Here is a 21945-nt window from a genome sequence, read left to right on the forward strand (position 1 = left end):
CCTATGCGTCCCTCTACCCGTTGATTACCTATTATCTGAACCGGCTGAATGACTGGGGGCTTTGCTTCCGGCAGTGCAAGGTCTGTGGGAAATATTTTCTGGCAAAGAGCCAGCGGTATGAACTGTGCAGCGACAAGTGCCGAAAAGCACAGGCGCTTCAAAACAAGCGGGAATTTGACGAAAGGGCAAGAGAAAATAACTATGACCTGCTTTATAAAAATGAATGCCAGAACTGGCGCAACAAAATAAACCGGGTAAAAAATACCGCAGGCTTTCCGGCTGACCGTCTGGAAAAAATACAGGCTGCCTTTTCCGACTTTAAGAAAGAAGCCTTGCAGAGAAAAAAGGCTGTAAAAACAGGAACAGCCAGCCCGAAAGAATTTACGGACTGGCTGTATCAGCAGAGTAATGTAATTGTGGAGCTGACGGATTATTAAAACTTAGCCTATCGTTCTAATGCGCTCTATAATTGAGTGCTGTTGCAAAGATTTCTTTTGATATACTGATACTACATGATAGACCATCACAACCGCAGCAAAGTATAAAAGCACAAAAAGAACTGGGAAGTGATATTCAAAGTATGAAAGTCCGGGAATTTTTGATATTTGGGTACAAAGCAGCAATCCGATTGGTATGCCTAAAATGCAGCTTCCTATAAAACTTCCAACCAGATAGATGAAACTTTCCGACTGCTGTACTTTTCGCAACTGCAATTTTGTCATACCTGTAGCTTCCAGTAGTGCATAGTCGTGTCTTCTGGCAATGGCATTTGTAATGCTGGTATTCAGCATATTTATAAATGAAAACAGACTAATAAGCACCACCAAAACTGTAATGATGACTTTCGCATTATGGAAGTAATCTTCCAATGCCATAACATCATCAGCCAAAACAGACACATCAACTCTGTCGTCATCTATAAAAATTTCTTTGATTATCTCTGTTGCTACGTCTTTTCCGTTATCATCCAAACAAATATACCATGCAAGCGTACAATTCATTTCTGACAGTGATTTCATATTTTCACCACTTGTATAAATAACAAGCCCAGTATCGCTGTTTTCTACAAATCCGCTTACAACTAACTCCACTTCTTTTTGACCATATCCTGTATCTATGATATACGGCAGATAATCTCCAACTTGAAGCTGCATATTCAGTTTCTGATAATAAGGAGACTGTCTATTGATAGCAACAGGAATTGCTCCATTCTGTAATTCATGACTTGGTTGCATACCCTCAACAATTTCATTTTTAAATGTTTCTGGATTTACAGCATTTTCAATGGACAGTTCAAATTTTTCCCCCTCTGAATTTGTCAGAATGCCGTCCAGCATATACAATTCATAAACATCTTTTACACCTGAAATGTTATACAATTTTTGCTTTTTTTCTTCTGTAAATGGTGTAGATTTCATTAAATCATAGGTGGATTCTTCATCAGCCGTTGAATTTAGTAGTACAAATACATCACTATTTCCCTGGTAAGGTTGTGACGCAAGTCTTTCGGGATTTATCGCATTCAATATTGAAAAAACACCGAACATTAAAATCCCACTCATAATGAGAGATAAAAATGTATAGGCAGCTTTCTTTCTATTGGCTCTACAATACATCCACCCGATTCTTATAGGCGTAAGTTTACGCTTTGCCCCAACACTTCTAAAATAGTTTGTTGCCTGTGTATGTTGTGCTTCTATTGGTGATGTAGATGCAGCCATTTTCGCTGGTGCTTGAAAAGCCAAAGCTGTGATAATCCAAATAAATATGCCGGAGATTACCGCACATACAATGCTTGGTATCCAGTAAAAATGAAGTGGTAAAACTATGTTTACCAGAAAACCGATGACTGTTCCCAACACAATGCAAGGTTTTGCTATTTTGTCACGTTCTTTCTTGACCACTGATTTAATTTGCTGGTATGTTGCGCCGATTGCCCGTAATTGTGCAAATTCATGTACTCGTTGCAGTACAGATACATAAAGAATATTTTTGACAGCCAGCCCTGCCGTACAAAGAAGTACAATAACAATTCCTAAAACAGTTCCTACTGCTTCAGTTGTATTATTTACATGGGCGATCTGCTGCGTACTAAGCGTTGCATTGCACAAAAGAATACCAGAAAAGCTCAACAGAAATGCCGCAATCAAGATGATAACTCTGATTAGAAATGTCCTATTCTTTTCAGAGAATACACTCTTTTCAGCAATCCTTTTCTCTATTCTCTCTGTATCATTTTCAAAAGGATAATTCATAATTCCCACCTCCTTTAACCTACAATTTTGCCATCCTCAATCCGCACAATGCGGTCTGCGAGCTGGGCAATCTCGTTATTGTGAGTAATCATTACAATGGTCTGATTAAATTCTCCGCTGGTACGTTTCAAAAGTCCTAACACATCTGCACTGGTCTTGCTGTCGAGATTTCCAGTCGGTTCGTCAGCAAGGACAATCGCCGGCTTTGTAATTAAAGCTCGTGCAATCGCTACACGCTGCTGTTGACCGCCTGAAAGATTGTTTGGCATATTTTCCAGCTTATCTTCTAAAGCCAGCATATACACAACTTCGTCCATAAATTTCTTATCTACGGTATCACCATCCAATTCCACAGGCAGGGCGATGTTTTCATATACATTCAAAATCGGAACCAGATTGTAGTTTTGGAAAATAAACCCTATGTTACGACGGCGGAAAATTGTCAATTCATCATCATTCTTTTTCGCAAGTTCTTCCCCCCGTACAATCACGCTGCCGGAAGTGGGGGTATCAAGTCCTCCCATCATGTGGAGTAACGTAGACTTGCCGCTGCCGGAAGTTCCAACTACGGCAACAAATTCTCCCTGTTCCACAGTAAAATTTACACCATCAAGGGCACGAGTGATGTTTGGTTCTGTGCCGTAATACTTCTTTAAGTCGATTGTTTGTAAAATGCTCATATTCAAATGCTCCTTTCAAGGCTTTCTACCTGTTGATGAAGTCATTGTAAACCACAAATGTTACACAAATGTCCGAGGTAGGAAAAATTTTTATCGAAAATCGAGATGAAATGTTACAACGCTCGGACATTTCAAAAAAAGTGGCTGTATCTTACCTTACAGGAAGCATAATAGAAAATTCTGAGCCTTGCCCCAGCTCTGAAACGACCTTGATATAGCCCCCTTGCCTTGTTACAATCTCACGAGCCAAATACAAACCTATTCCCACACCCTGTTGATCGTGTACTTCTTCCTCACGATAGAAGCGCCGAAAGATGGCAGCCTGATTGCTTTCTGAAATGCCCCTGCCGGTGTCGGTCACTTTGACCTCTACGTACATTTCCCACTGAACCACTGATACAGAAATCTTTCCACCTGACGGAGTGTATTTTACTGCATTGTCCAGCAGATTGAAAAGGGCTTCGCTTGTCCACTTGCTGTCATGGGAGATTATCAAATTTTCCGGGCAATCCACGGATACAGCAATTTCTTTTTTCTCTGCGGCATATACAATACTGCTCATGGCTTGTGCAAGCGTATGGAATAAGCTGCTGTCTTTCTTTTCTAATCGTATCGCTCCGGTTTCCAACCGGGATGTTTTAACCAGTGCTTGGAACAGAAAATCCAGTTTATCAGTCTGACTGCGTATGCCTTGTAAAAAGTCCATCCGTTCTTCTTCTGAAACAGGCTTTGTTAAAAGTGTGTCCGTTACCATTTGCAAATTGCTGACAGGCGTTTTTACTTGATGCGAAATATCAGAAATCAGCATTTGAAGCTCCTGTCGTTCCATGTCTACCTTGTGTCGGTTTTTCTGCATAATCTCATACAACCGGATTAAGCGGTGGTTGATACGGGCAAAAAGAGTTTCACTATCATTTGACTTTTGTAATTCCTCGTTTCCATCAATCATGTTGTCCAGCGTCCGGCACAAATTAGAAGTAAAATGAGAAAGGCGTTTTCCAAAAAACAGCACCAATAGCCAAATCCAGAAAAATGCACAGAGTGTCAATGTTCCACCCGCTATGAAAATTCGTGTATCCTGCATTATACCGCCGAAAATACCAGTAATTACCAGCATAGAGAAAGCCATGCCAGCACTAATCAGTCTACAAATTTTCTTAGCAGAAAGGTTATTCAGTTTCATTTCTTTTCGCCTCCTGTCCATTGATAACCCATACCGTAAACCGTTTTGATATATGTGTCGCCATCCGCTTCAATCTTACTGCGAATGCGGCTGATAGAAGTAGTAAGGGTATGTTCATCTACATATTTTTCATCAATGTCCCACAGCCTTTCCAAAAGTTGTTGGCGGGTAAGTACCTGCTTCGGATTTTTAAGAAATAGGTTCAGCATTTTATATTCCATCGCAGAAAGCGCTAATGGTTTCCCGTTCAAACTTGCAAATTGTTCCGAAAAATCCAGAAACAGGCTACCATCCTCGTAAATATCCTTAGCTGGTTTGTGATGTTCCAACATAGCGAACATGGCTTTGATCTTTCGCTGCAAAGCACTAATCGAAAAAGGTTTCGTGATATAATCCACTGCACCAGCTTCATATCCTCGTATCTGATCGCTTTCCTGATCGTTGGCAGTTAGAAATATAACTACTGTATCAGAATGCTCTGGCTTGATAAGACGGCATAGGTCATAACCATTTCCGTCTGGTAAATTTATATCCAGCAATACCAAATCAAAAATGTTTGTTTTTAATGATTCAGCGGCTGTCCTTGCATTCAGAACAGAAGTTATTGTGTAACCGTCCAATTCCAAATTATAAGTAAGCGTTTTATTCAAAAGATTATCGTCTTCGACAATTAAAATCTGCTTCATATTGTCACTTCCTTTTCTTTTTGCAGATAGTATAACAGGCAAATGTCCGAGAATTGTTACAAGGACAAATATATTTATTATTTTACAGCTTTTTTCTGTGTACTGCAATTTTATATAAAGAAAGGACAGCAGTGTCAAATTGCTGTCCTTACGGCTTATTATAGCTGGTAGTGTATAAGCGTGGGTTCATCATATTTGGTGTGGTATCTTTAACTATGGGAAACTCCTCGTTCCCATTTTGAAATTGTTTTATCGCTGATTCCAAGTTTTTCAGAAAGCTGTTTTTGAGTATATCCCTTTCTCTTTCTCTCATCAGCGATGAATCGCCCAATTTTAATCTGGTTCATCTGCTTTCCTCCTTTCTGGCTCAATTATCTTCCCATTTTATTGCCAATCACACCCACGAGGCGTAGAATATGGTGAATCTATGCGGGTTCTACGCTCCGTAGACTAATCTATTTATCTGTTATCTCCTATTTCTTACCAAAGCTACTTATATCTTCTAAATCACTTACCATCTACGACAGCCTGCAAACCATTATATATTCCTCATCATTCTCATCCACGATCTGGAATCCAACGCTCCACTATCTCCAGCTCATCCCGTGTAACCCGGCATATGAGATTTAACACCTCCACGCCGGCAGCCTTCGCCTCATAGAAAGTCTCCGCAAACTCCCTGTGTATTTCCGCATTTGGCCTGACCTCAGTTATCCCTGTCATCGGAATGACAAATGCAACATAGCATTTATATCCCTCGGAGACCGCCTTCATCAGCTCCCGCAAATGCCTGACTCCCCTGTCGGTGGGTGCATCTGGGAAATATCCTATACCACCGATCTCCTGCGTACAGCCCTTGACCTCCATGAGATACTTCGTGCCATCCTTTTCCATATAGAAATCAATCCTTGAATCCCCGTATACATACTCCGGCTTTATAAAGTCATAATCCTTAGTTTTAAGCCATTCCAAAACCACCTTATTCGGCACCTGACTGTCCACGTTCACCCAGCCAAGCTTTGGATCCTCCACCGCTATGAGATCGTATTTCGTCTTGCGTTTTGGATTTGCAGACTTCTCAAGGCTGACCGTGTTCCCCGGTATCAGCAAACTGCTAAGCCTCCCTGTGTTCTTTACGTGCACGGTCTCTGTAACTCCGTCTATCTCCACATGGGCTGTGAACCTGTTTGGCCTGTCTACGAACTTTCCTGAGATAACATTTGTATATTTCACCTTGCCTTACATCTCCCATCTATTCCACAACAGAACGGTTCATCATGTAGAATGAGAACCTTGCCTTGTCTACAAGCTGTCCCTTGTCATCGTAAATATTTGCCTCGTACAGTGACACCTTCTTGCCCTGGCGGATCTCGATTCCCTCACAGATGAGATACTCCGTGTTCATAGCCGGAGCTATATATGTCATGGTTCCATCTATAGTTGAAGAAAACTTTCCGTAGGTACATGCTGCGATCCCGCTCACTATATCCGCAAGTGAGTACAGGCATCCACCATGCACAGAACCATATGGATTCAGGACATCCTCTGTGACCATCATCTTGCCCTTCACATATCCAAGGCTCATATCGACCAGCTCTATCTTCAGGTTCTGGACATAGATGTTGTCCTTGTTAAACCTTATCAGCGCCTGTTTCACATCCTCGGACATAGCTTTTTTGTTGTCGTTTATCTCATTCATGCTTAGTTTTACCTTTCAACTCTATTTTCAAGTTCATACATCCTGCGCACATATCAAAAGCACTTGTCCAGAATATCCGGATCAAGTCCTTTTCTTCCCGTTACAAATCCAATTCCAAAGTACAGCACCGCACCTACCATCAGTCCCCACACGACCGCATTTATCCCGGCGATCTTGATAAAATACGTTGCAAATATATATGTCGCGATCGCGCCTACGCTGCTGCACACCGCCGCCTGCTTAGTTCCCTTCTTCCAGAACAGGCCTCCCACAAGGGGCCAGAAGAATGTGCATTCAAGTCCGCCAAATGCAAACATGTTGAGCATGAAAATTATATCCGGCGGATTGATCGTGAGAACCATCACCACCACGCCGAGCAACATCGTAAGTATCGTGCTCACCAGCTTGACATTCTTGTCGTATTTCTCATTTTTCACCGGATCATCACCCACCACGTAATTCTTCCACAGATCTTTCACTATAGCTGCTGTGGCAAGTATGAGGAGCGAATCCGCTGTCGACATGACTGCTGCCATCGGCGCTGCGAGGAATATCGCTGCTATTCCAGGCGGCATGATCTTCTGTACTATATATGGTATAAAATAATCCGAAGTTGGAAGATTGTCCGTATCGACAAGTGCGCCAGCCCATGTTCCTGCAAGATGCATTCCCACGATCACAAAGCTGCATGTGAGAACTCCGATCCACATCGCTCTGTGCATGCTCTTCGTATCCTTAAATCCCATGGCGCGCACAGCAGTCTGGGGAAGTCCCAACGTTCCAAATCCCACAAGCACCCAATAGCTGAGCAGTCCTCCTGGCGTGTATTTCGAGAAAATATCATCGTACACCTCTGGCAGATTTGTCTGAAGACCGGCATCTATCGCGGCAAGACCGCCCCCGCTCCTTAAGACAAAGAATATAAACAGGAATGTTCCGATACACATTACTATTCCCTGAATCGTGTCAGTTATGACAACCGCACTGAATCCGCCAATAGCTGTATACAATATCACGACTGTGCCAAATATCAAAAGTGAAGTCACATGATCCATTCCCGTTATGGATGCTATAAGTGTGGCCCCGCCTGTAAACTGGCTTATCATCTGTGCTATGAAGAAAACTATAAGTCCAAGGCTCGTGATGACCACCAGCGCATCGCTCTTGTATCTCGCCTTGAAGTATCCCACCACTGTCACAGCGCCCGTTCGTCTGGACACTATCGCAAGCTTATTTCCAAGCACACCGAGCACCAGAAATGTGACCGGGACCTGGATAGCAGCTATCCACGCCTGTGCATATCCATATGTAAGACCCGCTGCACCTGGCCCTGATATAAATGAACTTGCGGAAGTGTATGTCGCCATGATCGTCATGGCTAGGACGATTCCGTTCATATTTCTTCCGCCTATGAAATACTTCTTCTCGGACGTTGTGTGCAGACTTTTCTCCGCCCTTCTGCTATAGACAAAGCTCACCACAATATTGAATAACAGATATCCGAGAAAAACCGATAAGATCAATATCTGATTACTGTTCATTTTCACCCTCACTCTCATCCTCTTCATATTGGAAATCTACGAACACAAACTTAAGCAGCCAGAATACCCCGATCACCGCAAGCACCACTGTTCCAAGCACCGAGACCACAAACCACGCCGGCATATGGAATACCGTCCACCCGGTGTCATTTAGCAGGAACGCGGTTAGCACATGCCATAAAAAACATATAAATACCACAAGCAGCGTCGCTTTGATCTCTTTTATGCACTGCCTGTGCTGTTCTTCCTTTGTCAGTTTCATCATAATAATATATCCCCTTATATTTCATAAATACATCGAACAATGCTCATTATATCACGCTGATCAGTTTTTTCATAGTTGCCCCGACAGCCACCCAAATCCTGTGCATATACAAACTCTGTATTATTGTCTGCACAAAAAAACTGGCGCACAGACGTTTCGTCCATACACCAGCTATTTATAGTTTACTGTATACCGATTTATGTTACGCTATTTTCTCTTTAACATTTTCCAATTCATATAACGTATCCGGATCAATATCCAGACATTTTGATGTATCCCTCGTTCCTGTCACATCCCATGCCAAAGTTCCATTCAAAATTGTACATGAATTCAAAAAGAAATCTTTGTCTCTAAGCGGTTCAAACACTTTCTTACCCAGTAGTGGTTTTGCATCATAACATACAATTTTGCCATCCTCAAAATACACATATACTGTATAATCTTCAAATGGAACTACCTGTACTATATCATATATCATGCCAATTCCCCCTCTCTGTATAATACATAACTTTTAAATCAATGGATTTATTCTGTTTAATGGCAAACCATCCTTCGATAATTCCCAATTCTGCATTAACTCATCTTGATGAATTACGCACCATGCAAGTATGAGCTTTAACTGCCTTGAAGGCAATGCACCTTTTATAACCCGTGCTTCATTTATATCTATTATAGCTTTATTTCCGTTATATTCTGCATGAAAATGTGGCGGTTTATGATCATCATAATACATAGTTATTCTGATTCCATAAAACAGTGATATTTCTGGCATACTATCAACCTCCAATTATTATTTATAATATTATACTATATCATTCCAAGGCTATTCAATAACTATCATTACTATATCAAAAGATAACTTAAGTAAATTTAGTCTTCTCTAGTTATTTTTTTCTAACCATATTGGCACAATCACTTATAAATTTGAATACAAAAAGCGCCAGCACATAAACCTTGGGATATATCCAATATTAAGCGGACATACCACCAGCGTAAATGCGCCAGCGTCTTATTTACTCTATATACATTTTAATTCAGATCTTTATACATTGATCTCCGCAGTAACACCGAGGATATCCTTGTTCTCATCGAGGATAGGCTGAATGACCTCTGCAAGGAACTCTCTTGTCTGCTCAGGAGCACGACCTACGAAGTTCTTTGGCTCAAGGATAGATACGATCTCCTCCTTTGTCATGCCAAAGTCAGGGTCTGCTGCGATACGGTCAACGAGATCATTCTCTCTTCCGTACTTCTTGACCTGCTCACCAGCAAGCATTGAGTACTCTCTGATCTTCTCATGAAGCTCCTGACGGTTGCCACCACGCTTAACAGCATCCATCATAATATTCTCTGTTGCCATGAATGGAATCTCCTTCATGAAGCACTGGTAGATAACCTTGTCATATACCACAAGACCATCAACAACGTTTAGGTACAGATCAAGGATTCCGTCAACTGCGAGGAATGCCTCTGGAACTGAGATACGCTTATTTGCTGAGTCATCAAGTGTTCTCTCAAACCACTGTGTTGCGGCTGTGATAGCAGGATTGAGCGCGTCGCACATTACATAATTGGCAAGTGATGCGATTCTCTCACTTCTCATTGGGTTTCTCTTGTATGCCATAGCTGATGAACCAATCTGGTTCTTCTCAAATGGCTCCTCTATCTGCTTTAAGTGCTGGAGAAGTCTGATATCATTTGAGAACTTGTGTGCACTCTGTGCGATGCCTGAGAGCACATTAAGAACTCTTGAGTCGACCTTTCTTGAATATGTCTGGCCTGATACAGGATAGCACTCAGCAAATCCCATCTTCTCAGCAATCTTTCCATCTATCTTTCTCACTGTCTCGTGATCTCCTCCGAAGAGCTCAAGGAAACTTGCCTGTGTTCCTGTTGTTCCCTTTGATCCGAGAAGCTTCTGCTGGCTGATCATGTACTCTATATCAGAGAGGTCAAGGAGCAGCTCCTGCATCCAGAGTGTTGCACGCTTGCCGACTGTCGTTGGCTGTGCAGGCTGGAAATGTGTAAATGCAAGAGTTGGGAGATCCTTGTACTGATCTGCGAACTTTGCCAGCTCATTTATAACATTGATGAGTTTCTTTCTGACAAGCTTTAATGCCTCTGTCATAACGATAACATCTGTGTTATCGCCTACATAGCAGCTTGTTGCTCCAAGGTGGATTATTCCTGCTGCCTTAGGGCACTGAACACCGTATGCATATACGTGGCTCATTACGTCGTGACGAACCAGCTTTTCTCTCTCTCTGGCAACATCATAGTTGATGTCATCAGCGTGAGCCTTGAGCTCCTCGATCTGCTCATCTGTGATTCTTGGATTGCCGTTCTCGTCCTTGAGACCAAGCTCCTTCTCTGTCTCAGCAAGAGCTATCCACAGCTTTCTCCATGTCTTAAACTTCATATCAGGTGAGAAAATATACTGCATTTCCTTACTAGCGTATCTTTCACACAGTGGGCTTTCGTACTTGTCCTTACTCATGTCTTTACCTCTTTCTTCCTGTAGTCTCCCGCATCTGCCAGCTGACAAATGCTTTTATATCTTATCACACAACTATTATACATGGGTTTCAGATTATTTCCATGCTTTTTTTGCATAAACCAGAAATTCGGAATCAATATCTGCTTTTCCGCTGATATGATTCCGAATTTTTACTTTATTGTCTTCCGACAAGTGCGCACTTTCGTGCGCTATCACCAGGACTCCTCCCGCTTACGCGGGCCCCTCCTCATATCTTGTCTTGCGACAAGTGCGCACTTTCGTGCGCTATCACCAGGACTCCTCCCGCTTACGCGGGCCCCTCCTCATGATATAATATGAGACTCCGAGCCTCTCTTGAAGTCTTCGTGGTCGCCTCTGATGTCCTCTGTAGGCGGTTTCATAGGATATTGGCCGCTGAAACATCCATGGCAGTACTGTCTTCCGCCTGAGAGCTCCGGAAGTCTCTCCATCTTCAGGTACGCCAGAGAGTCGGCACCTATGATCTTGCATATATCATCTACAGACCTGTTGTATGCTATGAGCTGTTCTCTGTCCGGAATGTCAGTTCCAAAGTAGCATGGATACAGGAATGGAGGTGAACTGATCCTTACATGGACCTCAGTCGCTCCTGCCTCCCTGAGCATGCCAACTATTCTGTCACTCGTAGTTCCACGAACTATAGAGTCATCTATCATTATGACACGCTTGCCATTTACAGCCTCCTTAAGGACGTTCAGCTTGACACGCACGCTGGACTCTCTCTGGCTCTGCTGTGGCTTTATGAATGTTCTTCCCACATATCCATTCTTGACAAATGCCGTTCCATATGGAATACCCGATTCAAGTGAATAGCCCATGGCCGCTGCATTTCCCGATTCAGGAACTCCAACTACCACATCAGCGTCAACCGGGCTGTCCTTTGCAAGGCATCTTCCGGCTGTGATACGCGAATCGTACACAGACATTCCATCTATGACTGAATCAAGTCTCGCAAAGTATATATACTCAAATATACATCTTGCATGCTGCTCCTGGCACATGTTCTTGTACGACTGGATTCCGTACTCAGGTGATATGGTTACAACCTCTCCAGGCTCCACATCCCTGACAAATTCGGCACCTATTGTATCGAGCGCACAGCTCTCAGATGCCAGTATGTATGCGTTATCACGCTTTCCTATACAAAGCGGTCTGAAACCAAATGGATCTCTGGCTCCAATAAGCTTTCTAGGACTCATGATGACAAGTGAATATGATCCCCTTACTTTCTTGAGAGCTCTAGTGACAGCCTCCTCAACGGAACCGCACTTAACTCTCTCCCTGGCTATATGGTAAGCTATTACCTCAGAATCAATTGTAGTCTGGAATATAGCGCCTGTGAGTTCCAGCTCACGTCTAAGCTCAGGAGCATTTACCAGATTGCCGTTGTGTGCAAGTCCCAGAGTTCCCTTTACATAATTGAGAACCAGTGGCTGTGCATTCTCTATAGTGCTGGCACCGGCTGTTGAATATCTCACATGACCCACACCGATATTTCCCTTTAGCTTGCTCAGTGAATCAGGTGTGTACACCTCATTCACAAGACCCATGCCCTTTAAGGAGCTGACCTTGCCCTTAGGACCAGCAGTGTCTGACACCGCTATACCACAGCTCTCCTGTCCACGGTGCTGCAATGCAAACAGACCATAATAGATCGTGTTCGCCACATCATTTCCATCGAAATCATAGATACCGAAGACTCCGCACTCCTCGTGCATCTCGTCCTCGTCATAATAATGGGATCTTAAACATTCGTTCATAAATATATGCCTCTCATGTTATATTATTGTAACTGTCACGGCCACATAATTCTCATCGTATGTCTGGTAACAGTCATATCTTTCACCACATAAAACTTTATCTGTTTTACCACAACATGTCAACAGATAAATTCTATCATTTTTAGGATTATACCCCACTTTTTTCATGCATTTTCACCAACAGCAGTATATTTCGCAAGTATTTATCTATTTAAACTTGAGAAAATCCACATCTCTCTGTCACAACCTCGCCTCACCGGTCGCGCTGGGCTTCTCTCCTGACGCGGCAGGTTACCACATAGTCCTTCCGGCTTCCACCTGGAATTGAAAAAAGCCCAAAAGATACAAATTTTACGTACTTTGTATCTTTTGAGCTTTTATACCACTCTCTACTCCACTGCGTATCCCTTTGCCTTTATGAGATCCACCATCTTGTATACATACTTCTCACACAGCTCATCTGTGGCTGCCTCGACCATAACTCTGATGACAGGCTCTGTACCGCTCTGTCTGAGAAGAAGTCTTCCGTCGTCTCCAAGCTCTGCTGCTATCTCATCGTTCAATTTCAGCACATCAGCATCGTTCATGACTGCATCCTTGCTTGAAACTTTGACATTCACAAGGAGCTGTGGATATATCGTCAGGCTGTGGAACAGCTCTGAGAGCTTGACCTTACGTCCAAGTATAGTCTCCATGATCATCAGTGAGGTGAGGACACCGTCACCAGTTGTTGCATACTTGGAGAAGATGATATGTCCTGACTGCTCGCCGCCGATGGAATGTCCGTGCTCCATCATATTTTCGAACACGTACTTGTCACCGACTGCCGTCTTCTCATAGTTGATGCCCTTCTTGTCAAGTGCTTTGTAAAGTCCAAGGTTGGACATGATAGTTGTGACGATGGTATTGTTGTTCAGCTCGCCCTTATCCTTCAGATAACGACCGCAGACATAGAGTATCTTGTCTCCATCCACGATCTCGCCCTTGTCGTCCACTGCAAGACACCTGTCCGCATCACCGTCAAATGCAAATCCCACATCAAGTCCCTTCTCCTTGACAAATGCCTGAAGCTTTTCAATGTGTGTTGAACCACAGTCCGTGTTGATGTTTGTTCCATTTGGTTCATTGTTGATGACATATGTCTTTGCTCCGAGAGCGTCATACACCGACTTTGCAACCAGATATGACGCACCATTTGCACAGTCAAGACCAATTCTCATTCCCTTGAAAGGTCTGGTAGGGATCGTGAGCAGATAACCTATATATCTGTTTCTTCCCATTGTGTAGTCGGTGGTCTTACCGATGCTGTCCTTCTTTGCAAATGGTATCTCGCCAAGCTCACCGTCTATATACTGCTCGATCTCATTCTCGATGGCAGCCTCAAGCTTGTAGCCCTGACCATTGATTACTTTGATTCCATTGTCATAGTATGGGTTATGGCTGGCTGAGATCATGATACCGCAGTCAAAATCACCTGTGCGGACTATATAAGACACACTAGGTGTAGGTGTTACATGCATCAGGTATACATCAGCTCCGCTGGCTGTAAGTCCCGCAACCAGGGAATACTCGAACATGTAGCTTGAAAGTCTCGTATCCTTTCCGATGACGACATGAGCCTTTCCATCCTCATGCTGCTTGCCATAGTAGTAGCCAAGGTATCTTCCAACCTTATAGGCATGCTCCACTGTAAGGTCTACATTTGCCTCGCCTCTGAATCCATCTGTTCCAAAATATTTACCCATTGTAAAATCCTCGATTCTATTATTCTATAACCTCATCCTGTTCGCTTTCCTGAACGACCAGAAGATCTATCGCTCTCCTGTGGATGTGTATCTTGGTCTCCTTATATTCTCCGCCGAACTCGCCATCACATGTCCATGCAACCGGATCCTCTGCATCAAACTTGACCCTGTGAGCCCTGAATGAAACCATGCTCCTCTCATTCACATCACCTGTAAGGAGTGCCCTGACCACTCTCTCCAGATCAGCCGGTGTCTTCATTGTCCTTATCAGTACTCCCTCAAAAAGTCCGTCATCGAACTCAACTCCTTTTCGGGTTATACTCTTAAACCCTCCAACGGATACCGAGTTGGACACCATACCGAATATAAACTCGCCTTCCTGCTCGTCCCCGTCTATTGTAACCTTCATCTTGTAAGATGGTACATTTGCCAAGCTTTTTATCCCCTGCAATACATATGCCGCATGCCCAAATATATTCTTCATATTCTGCGGCGTTGCATATGATGTATCTGAGAACATTCCAAAAGCTGCGACATAAACAAAGTTCTTGTCGTTCAGACTTCCTATATCTATGGAGAACGGCTCTGCCTTCACTATCATCTCAGCCGCCTCAACCGTCTCTCTCGGTATGTCCATGCTCCTTGCAAAGTCATTGGTGGAGCCACACGGAATATATCCAAGTGGAACCCTTATCCCGCTCTTCATATATCCTGTAACTGTGTTGCCCAGGGTTCCATCGCCCCCCGCACATACGATCACATCGTAGTTTGCGCCTTCCTCCTGAACAATTCTCTCTGCGTCATCTGCCGATTTCGTAAGATATGTCCTGACCGCGTAATCGTTATTGCAGAACACTTCCAGCACATCCACCAAAGAATTCTTCAGAGTAGTCCTACCCGCTTTGGGATTCATGATGAACAGCATATTCTTCATACTTTCAATAACACAACCTTTCCCTTTGATACTGCTTATTTACTTGTGATCCTCCTTGTACTTCATGTACAGATCATACCCCTTCTTGCGGAGCTTGCATGATGGACAATGTCCGCAGCCCTCGCCCTTGATGCCATTGTAACATGTGAGTGTCATATCTCTGATAACATCCAGTCCGCCCAGCTCATCAGCCATCTTCCATGTCTCCATCTTATCGATCCACATCAATGGTGTTATTATATCAAACTCGTAGTCCATTGCAAGGTTAAGTGTTGTATTTAACGATTTGATAAATATATCCCTGCAGTCCGGGTATCCTGAGAAGTCGCTCTGGGACACTCCTGTTATTATATCAGATATTCCCCTCTGTTTGGCAAATATTGCTACAAATGTAAGAAATACCATGTTTCTTCCATCGACAAATGAATTCGGCGTGCCCTCCTCAGGTGCATTTTCGTCAACCTTCATATCTGTTCTTGTCAGTGAATTTGGCGCAAGCTGGTTAAGCAGGCTCATGTCGAGTATGTGATGCTCCACTCCGAATTTGTCCGCGATCTCCTTAGCACACTCAAGCTCTAACGCATGTCTCTGTCCATAGTCAAATGATACGGCGTACACTTTCTTATACTTCTTGAGTGCCCACAACAGACACGTTGTGCTGTCCTGTCCGCCGCTGAATACTACAACTGCCTCATCCTTATTCTTTAAATTCTGCATGATCTCATCCTCCATATATAATCAAATATGATATTCCGAACCGCATTATAACGCTCACGGATAAACAAATTCACCATTATCAATTCAGTGTACCGATAACTATCTTCCCGCATTGTACATCATCAGCATCTTGTTCTGCAGAGCTGTGTCGCTCTCAAATCTTCCCCTGAGAGTGGTCGTCATGGTCTTGCTTCCCGGTTTCTTGATGCCCCTTGCCGTCATGCAGCTGTGATGTGCCTCTATCATGACCGCCACGTCCTCAGTTCCAGCAGCCTTGGATATGACGTAGGCTATGTCCGAGCCTATCCTCTCCTGAAGCTGAAGTCTCTTTGCAACCATATCCGCGATCCTCGCTATCTTGGAAAGTCCCAGCACTCTTCCATTTGGAATGTATGCAACTGATACCTTCATGTCGTACATAAGTGCCATGTGATGCTCACAGTAGCTGAACACCTCTATATCCTTGACAAACACCATGTCGCCTGCCTGCCTTGCCACTCCGTCCTCTGCAAATGTCTTGCCGAACATCTCGGCCAGCTCGTCGTTGGTGTAGTTCATTCCCTCAAATACTTCCTCATACATGCGTGCAACCCTGTCAGGAGTCTCTACAAGCCCCTCTCTGTCCGGGTCATCCCCAAGTGCAATCAGTATCCCTCTTACGTGTTCCTTTATAGCCTCTTTATCTATCGCCATCTTATACACCTCTTTCTTCCGGATCCCAAATGAACTTGTGAAGCTGTAACTGAAGCTTTACATCGTTCATATCGTTCTCGATCATAAAATCCACTATATCCGCAGGATCTATGCTGCCATACACAGGACTGATGAATACTCTCGTCTTCTCATCCAGCGCATACTCCTGAACTATCTCAAGACACTTCTCCAGATCTTCCTGTGAACCGACCACAAATTTCACCGAATCATTCTTGTCTATATAGTTATAATTTGCAAGGCACATGTCATTCTCCATGCCGCTGGACGGACATTTGTAATCCAGCGTGTATGACACATTCCCTCCAAGGGCCTTGAACTCTGCTATATCCACACTTCCGTTCGTCTCGATCTCAACCCTTATATCGTCCTCCAGCTCAAATGCAAGGAGGAGCTTATCTATATCCTTCTGTATCAGCGGCTCCCCACCTGTCAGGGTGACGTTCTTCACCTCTGTCCTTCTGACATAATCGATGATCTCATCCTCGGTGAGTTCCTCATACGGAACGCCTGCCTCATTTGCCCACTTGGTATCGCAGTAACCGCAATCAAGATTACAGCCCGCAAATCTTATGAATACGGCAAGCTCTCCGGCTCTCGCGGCCTCCCCGTTGATACTTATAAATCTCTCTACAACTCTGTACGTACTCACGTCTGTATTTCCTTTCTCCCGGTATATAGTGCACATCTCTCGTATCTGTCTGCTTTTATCTCAGTCAGCTCCTCACCGGGATATATCATATATGTTTACTCGCAATAAGATGCCACATTGTTCGGGGTCTCATACACACTTGCCTCTATGACCTTGTAGCCCCGGCCTGCCATCTCATCATATATATACTTTGCAAAGTTCTCAGCAGTAGGTCTGAAATCAACCTTCACGATCCTCAGATTTTCCGCCAGCAGCGCATCCTCCGTCGCCGGCTTCAGGCTTCCCGTTTCCATGATAAGGCTGTGGTCAAAGTGATCCGCAATCTCCTTCAGATCCTTCTTCAGATTGGAGAAATCAACCACCATTCCTCTGTTCTGTGTATCGCTCTCAAGAGTCTCTGCACCGACCTCGATCTCCACAGTCCATCTGTGTCCGTGGATATTGCTGCATTTACCGTCATAATCTTTCAAAAAATGGGCGCTGTCAAAACTTGCCTTTGTCTTTAACTTATACATAACTCCTCCTATAAGCATCCAACTGTTCACCACAAAAAAAGACCAGAATAGGACATTCTGATCTTCTTATGTCCTAGTTTTGTTTAGTGACAGGATGGTACTAATGAACTGTCAATCTATAATATTGTATTTATGCTTTATTCGTATATTATATCTGACTATTTCATATCAGATATACCAACTTATGTCTCTTACTATGCTTTAGATATTAAGGAATCCCTTAACCTCTGCAAGCATATCCTCCTTGTCACATACTGTGTCGTGGAGAACCTTTGCTGATCTGATATCCTCTATAGCCTGAGGTACCTTTACACCTGAGAGCTTCTCAAGCTCGTCGACAAGCTCAAAGTCTGTCTTGGAATCATACTCAGGGTCTATAGCGTTCATAACGCTTCTTGTGAACTTGTATGGGCTTGCTGTTGACGCGATGACTGTAGGTGTCTTATCTCCTGTCTCTGCCACATACTTTTCATATACTGTAGCTGCAACTGCTGTATGTGTATCGATGATATAATCATCTGACTCATATACCTTTTTGATGGTAGCTGCGGTCTCTGCCTCTGTTGCATATCCACCATAGAACTCAGCAAGCTTTGCCTTCATATCGTCTGTGATGGTGTACACTCCATCTGTTGTGAGTTCTTTCATAAGCTCCGAGTTCTTCTCAGCATCATTTCCGGCGATCTTGTATATCAGTCTCTCAAGGTTGCTTGAAATGAGGATATCCATCGATGGTGATGTTGTGAGTATGAACTCTCTGTTTCTATCGTATGTTCCTGTCTGGAAGAAATCAAACAGAACCTTGTTGTCATTTGATGCGCAGATGAACTTTGCGATTGGAAGTCCCATCTCCTTGGCATAGTATGCTGCAAGGATATTACCAAAGTTACCTGTTGGAACGTCCACGTTGATCTTGTCGCCTGCCTTGATGGTTCCGTCTGCAACAAGTCTTGTGTAAGCGTATACATAGTATACCATCTGAGGGACAAGACGTCCGATGTTGATTGAGTTTGCTGATGAAAACTGATATCCCTTCTCATCCATGTACTTTGCAAGCTCTGCATCTGAGAACATCTTCTTTACGCCAGTCTGAGCGTCATCGAAGTTTCCTGTGATACCTACAACAAATGTATTATCTCCCTTCTGGGTAACCATCTGCTTCTCCTGAATAGGGCTTACACCGTGCTTTGGATAGAACACGATTATCTTTGTTCCAGGAACATCTGCAAATCCTGCAAGGGCAGCCTTACCTGTATCACCTGATGTTGCTGTGAGGATGACAATCTCATTCTTTACGCCATTCTTCTTTGCTGATGTTGTGAGAAGATATGGAAGGATTGAAAGTGCCATATCCTTGAATGCTATTGTTGATCCATGGAAAAGCTCAAGATAATATGCTCCTGCCTTATTCACAAGTGGTGCTATAACCGGTGTATCAAACTTTGAATCATATGCTGAATCTATACAATGCTTAAGCTCAGCCTCTGTGAAGTCTGTGAACATAAGCTTCATAACCTCGTATGCAACCTGCTGATAGTTCATCTTTGCAAGGTCTTCCAGAGACACATCAAGTGCTGGTATAGAATCTGGTACAAAAAGGCCCCCCTCATTAGCAAGTCCCTTAAGTATAGCCTGTGATGCTGTTGCTGTCTCATTTGCATTTCTTGTGCTTCTGTAGATAAGTTCCATTTGCCAATCTCCTTAATAAATATATTTAAACATTTCGTTATGTACTAAACTCAGGAATCACCTGTATTCTTACAAATAATCGTGTGCATTATAACACAGCATTTTATAAAAAACAAGCTATAGCCCTCCTCATTCGTGCGACTTTCCCAATACTTATATCACTGCATTTAAAAACCCGCCTTACGGCGGGTCTTTAATATATCTGTATATAATTTCTGATTTTTATTACTTTACATATACATCATAGTAGCCTGTTGCGAAGTTGAGAGCTGCCTGATGATTTGAGAAGTAGATGTCAAGGTGATTACCGTTGATCGCTCCACCTCTGTCCTGTACTGTGTATGTGTGACCATCCACGATGAGCTCTGTACCAAATGCAAAGTTGCTTGGTGCTGCACATGTAACACCCTCAACCGCAGGAGCACCTGAAGCTGTTGTCGGGTTATCCATGTTGCTGTACTCTCCACAGCAGATTGGGCATGGACAATATGCCGTAATCCAGAATGTTCCGAGATATGTACCTGATGTCTCACCATTCACCCACATAACCTTGTCATCAGGAAGTCCGTCTGTTGACTTCTCTGTTGATGGATCAACTGATATCTGATCGTCAGGAAGTCCTGCTGCTGACTTATCCTTATCCTTAACCTTCATCTGTGTGGTAGGCTCTGACTTTGTTGTGTCTGCTGCCTGCTGTGCAGCCTCTGTTGCACGAGCCTCTGTTGTGCTCTCCTGAACTCCACCGCTTATGGCTGAAGTCTTCTTAGCTGTCTTCTTGCTTGAGAGGGCTACTGAACCAGTCTTGTTGACATCTGACAGAGTACCATCTGCCAGTGCAACTGATGATGTTGCCTCTCCATAGTCTGCTGTGTTGTCTGCGTATAATGTATTACCTGCTGCTGCGATCGACACTCCCTTGCCCTTGGATGAAACCATGCTGTCATCTGATGCGATAACTGCGTATGATGAAAATCCAACTGCCAGGAGTACTGCTCCTATGCTAATCTTCTTTACGTTTCTTTTCAGTGATGTCTTCATTAGTTTCTGTGATTTCATACGTGATGAATCTGAAAACTTTTGCATAACCTTTTCTCCTTAATTTCTTTACGGTTTCAGAATTGTTACAAAACCGTTAAAATTTAACTCATGACGCTATTATAATCTCTGTCAAAAGAAAGGTCAAGCAAAGTGGCTATTTTTGTAAATCATGCACAATCCGCATAAAATCTTTAATTCCGTTAATGTAAACATGCAACATTTTAAAATGCTATTTTTGTGCATGTTTCACATTTTAGTACCGTAACATTTTTGAAACAAATCAGCATCTTGTATATTTTTACTTTAGAGTTTTTAATAAATTCTTTGTTTTCTGTTACATTTTTTTGTTTTTATGTTAACTCACAATGACTTTTTCAGGTGCGCTGTCAGCCCATCTACAGAGCAGTTCCTCAAGCTCCTCGTAAGTCTCAACCTGGTTCACATTGCTCCTGAGCTTTGCCGAATCATACATTCCGACTGAGTACCATGCCACGTGCTTTCTCATCTCATGGATACCTGTGTACTCACCCTTGAACTCAACCATGAGTCTCGCATGTCTCAGCATCATATCCTTCACTTCATATATGTCAGGCTTGTCCGGCAGCTCGCCATGCTCGTAGTAGTATTTCATATCGTGGAATATCCACGGGTTGCCCCTCGCACCTCTTCCTATCATAAAGCCGTCACAGTTCGTCTGCGCCCTCATGTCTATGATGTCCTGAGGAGTGTTTATATCGCCATTGCCAATGATCGGGATGCTGCACGCCTCCTTCACCCTGGCTATGACGCTCCAGTCCGCATGTCCCTGATAATACTGCTGCCTTGTCCTTCCGTGCACCGCCACAGCGGCAGCCCCGCTCTCCTGGGCTATATGTGCTATCTCAGGCGCATTTATATGCTCTGAATCAAATCCGCTTCTTATCTTGATGGTCAGCGGTATGCTTATAGCTTTTGCCATGGCCTCGACTATCCTTCCAACGAGAACCGGATCCTTCATCAGCGCAGATCCCTCTCCATTGTTGACCACCTTCGGCACAGGGCAGCCCATATTTACATCTATGAACGAATAACCGTTACTCTCTATCCTCTTTGCCATCTCCGCCATGATCTCAGGATCAGAGCCAAAGAGCTGCAGCCCAAATGGCTTCTCCCGCTCATCCATAGCCAGAAGCGGCTTCGTGTTCTTATTTTTATAATATATTGCCTTGGCGCTCACCATCTCGCTGTACAGGATATCACAGCCCTGTTCCTTGCATAAAAGACGAAATGGCTGGTCACATACACCAGCCATCGGCGCCAGGATCAATTTATCTCTGAAATCCATAAATTTCTCCATTGC

General features: G+C 43.5%; 22 protein-coding genes and 1 pseudogene. 1 reads left to right on the forward strand and 22 read right to left on the reverse strand.

The genetic code is table 11. The features are described 5' to 3' along the window. Positions 1-437: pseudogene (locus DWW60_RS11085) on the forward strand (hypothetical protein); the annotation flags it as partial. Between the two features lie 3 nt (positions 438-440). Here the strand turns inward: DWW60_RS11085 and DWW60_RS11090 are convergent. The 22 genes from DWW60_RS11090 to dusB all read right to left on the reverse strand — a co-directional run bounded on the left by DWW60_RS11090 (position 441) and on the right by dusB (position 21930). Then, on the reverse strand, positions 441-2255 hold the full coding sequence (locus tag DWW60_RS11090) for an ABC transporter permease (RefSeq protein ID WP_029732304.1): 1815 nt from the start codon (positions 2253-2255) through the stop codon (positions 441-443). Between the two features lie 14 nt (positions 2256-2269). Then, positions 2270-2935: an ABC transporter ATP-binding protein gene (locus DWW60_RS11095; RefSeq protein ID WP_009260049.1), complete on the reverse strand. Its 666-nt coding sequence runs from the start codon at positions 2933-2935 to the stop codon at positions 2270-2272. A 151-nt stretch (positions 2936-3086) separates the two neighbouring features. Then, the gene (locus DWW60_RS11100) at positions 3087-4118 is read right to left on the reverse strand and encodes a sensor histidine kinase (protein ID WP_117875396.1); all 1032 of its coding nucleotides are present in this window, start codon (positions 4116-4118) and stop codon (positions 3087-3089) included. After that, a complete protein-coding gene (locus DWW60_RS11105; protein WP_199414461.1) occupies positions 4115-4804 on the reverse strand; it encodes a response regulator transcription factor in 690 nt (229 codons plus the stop codon). The genes DWW60_RS11100 and DWW60_RS11105 overlap by 4 nt, the downstream gene beginning before the upstream one ends. A 209-nt stretch (positions 4805-5013) precedes the next feature. Continuing rightward, positions 5014-5151: a helix-turn-helix domain-containing protein gene (locus DWW60_RS11110; RefSeq protein WP_120000143.1), complete on the reverse strand. Its 138-nt coding sequence runs from the start codon at positions 5149-5151 to the stop codon at positions 5014-5016. A gap of 211 nt (positions 5152-5362) precedes the next feature. Continuing rightward, positions 5363-6037 (reverse strand): DNA/RNA nuclease SfsA, encoded by a 675-nt coding sequence (gene sfsA, locus DWW60_RS11115; protein ID WP_117875397.1) that lies wholly within the window; start codon positions 6035-6037, stop codon positions 5363-5365. A 19-nt stretch (positions 6038-6056) separates the two neighbouring features. Beyond that, a complete protein-coding gene (locus DWW60_RS11120; protein WP_015533260.1) occupies positions 6057-6503 on the reverse strand; it encodes a PaaI family thioesterase in 447 nt (148 codons plus the stop codon). Between the two features lie 53 nt (positions 6504-6556). Then, positions 6557-8044 (reverse strand): sodium/pantothenate symporter, encoded by a 1488-nt coding sequence (gene panF / locus DWW60_RS11125; protein WP_022216584.1) that lies wholly within the window; start codon positions 8042-8044, stop codon positions 6557-6559. Then, positions 8034-8309, reverse strand: coding sequence for a YhdT family protein (locus DWW60_RS11130; RefSeq protein ID WP_117875398.1), 276 nt, complete (start codon positions 8307-8309; stop codon positions 8034-8036). The genes panF and DWW60_RS11130 overlap by 11 nt, the downstream gene beginning before the upstream one ends. A gap of 202 nt (positions 8310-8511) precedes the next feature. Continuing rightward, on the reverse strand, positions 8512-8787 hold the full coding sequence (locus DWW60_RS11135) for a DUF2442 domain-containing protein (RefSeq protein WP_117875399.1): 276 nt from the start codon (positions 8785-8787) through the stop codon (positions 8512-8514). Between the two features lie 33 nt (positions 8788-8820). Beyond that, positions 8821-9081, reverse strand: coding sequence for a DUF4160 domain-containing protein (locus DWW60_RS11140; protein WP_117875400.1), 261 nt, complete (start codon positions 9079-9081; stop codon positions 8821-8823). Positions 9082-9351: 270 nt separating this feature from the next. Next, complete coding sequence (purB, locus tag DWW60_RS11145; RefSeq protein WP_015533264.1) at positions 9352-10806, reverse strand: adenylosuccinate lyase; 1455 nt, start codon at positions 10804-10806, stop codon at positions 9352-9354. Positions 10807-11129: 323 nt separating this feature from the next. Continuing rightward, on the reverse strand, positions 11130-12605 hold the full coding sequence (gene purF, locus DWW60_RS11150) for an amidophosphoribosyltransferase (protein ID WP_015533265.1): 1476 nt from the start codon (positions 12603-12605) through the stop codon (positions 11130-11132). A 389-nt stretch (positions 12606-12994) separates the two neighbouring features. Further along, a complete protein-coding gene (gene glmM / locus DWW60_RS11155) occupies positions 12995-14350 on the reverse strand; it encodes a phosphoglucosamine mutase (RefSeq protein WP_055223692.1) in 1356 nt (451 codons plus the stop codon). A gap of 19 nt (positions 14351-14369) precedes the next feature. Further along, entirely contained in the window at positions 14370-15284 is a 915-nt protein-coding gene (locus tag DWW60_RS11160) for a diacylglycerol/lipid kinase family protein (protein ID WP_022216588.1), read from the reverse strand. A 39-nt stretch (positions 15285-15323) separates the two neighbouring features. Further along, positions 15324-16001, reverse strand: coding sequence for a 7-cyano-7-deazaguanine synthase QueC (gene queC / locus DWW60_RS11165; RefSeq protein WP_055143853.1), 678 nt, complete (start codon positions 15999-16001; stop codon positions 15324-15326). Between the two features lie 99 nt (positions 16002-16100). After that, the gene (gene folE / locus DWW60_RS11170) at positions 16101-16694 is read right to left on the reverse strand and encodes a GTP cyclohydrolase I FolE (protein ID WP_117548574.1); all 594 of its coding nucleotides are present in this window, start codon (positions 16692-16694) and stop codon (positions 16101-16103) included. 1 nt (position 16695) lies between these two features. Then, on the reverse strand, positions 16696-17364 hold the full coding sequence (gene queE / locus DWW60_RS11175) for a putative 7-carboxy-7-deazaguanine synthase QueE (RefSeq protein ID WP_117875416.1): 669 nt from the start codon (positions 17362-17364) through the stop codon (positions 16696-16698). 95 nt (positions 17365-17459) lie between these two features. Then, positions 17460-17879: a 6-carboxytetrahydropterin synthase QueD gene (gene queD, locus DWW60_RS11180; protein WP_187115846.1), complete on the reverse strand. Its 420-nt coding sequence runs from the start codon at positions 17877-17879 to the stop codon at positions 17460-17462. A 201-nt stretch (positions 17880-18080) separates the two neighbouring features. Then, entirely contained in the window at positions 18081-19568 is a 1488-nt protein-coding gene (thrC, locus tag DWW60_RS11185; RefSeq protein ID WP_055223684.1) for a threonine synthase, read from the reverse strand. A 225-nt stretch (positions 19569-19793) separates the two neighbouring features. After that, positions 19794-20651: a 3D domain-containing protein gene (locus DWW60_RS11190; protein ID WP_015533272.1), complete on the reverse strand. Its 858-nt coding sequence runs from the start codon at positions 20649-20651 to the stop codon at positions 19794-19796. A gap of 310 nt (positions 20652-20961) precedes the next feature. After that, positions 20962-21930: a tRNA dihydrouridine synthase DusB gene (dusB, locus tag DWW60_RS11195; RefSeq protein WP_117875401.1), complete on the reverse strand. Its 969-nt coding sequence runs from the start codon at positions 21928-21930 to the stop codon at positions 20962-20964. Positions 21931-21945 lie beyond the last annotated feature (15 nt).

It is taken from the genome of Coprococcus sp. AF16-22 (assembly GCF_003461545.1).
Classification (GTDB): domain Bacteria; phylum Bacillota; class Clostridia; order Lachnospirales; family Lachnospiraceae; genus Coprococcus; species Coprococcus aceti.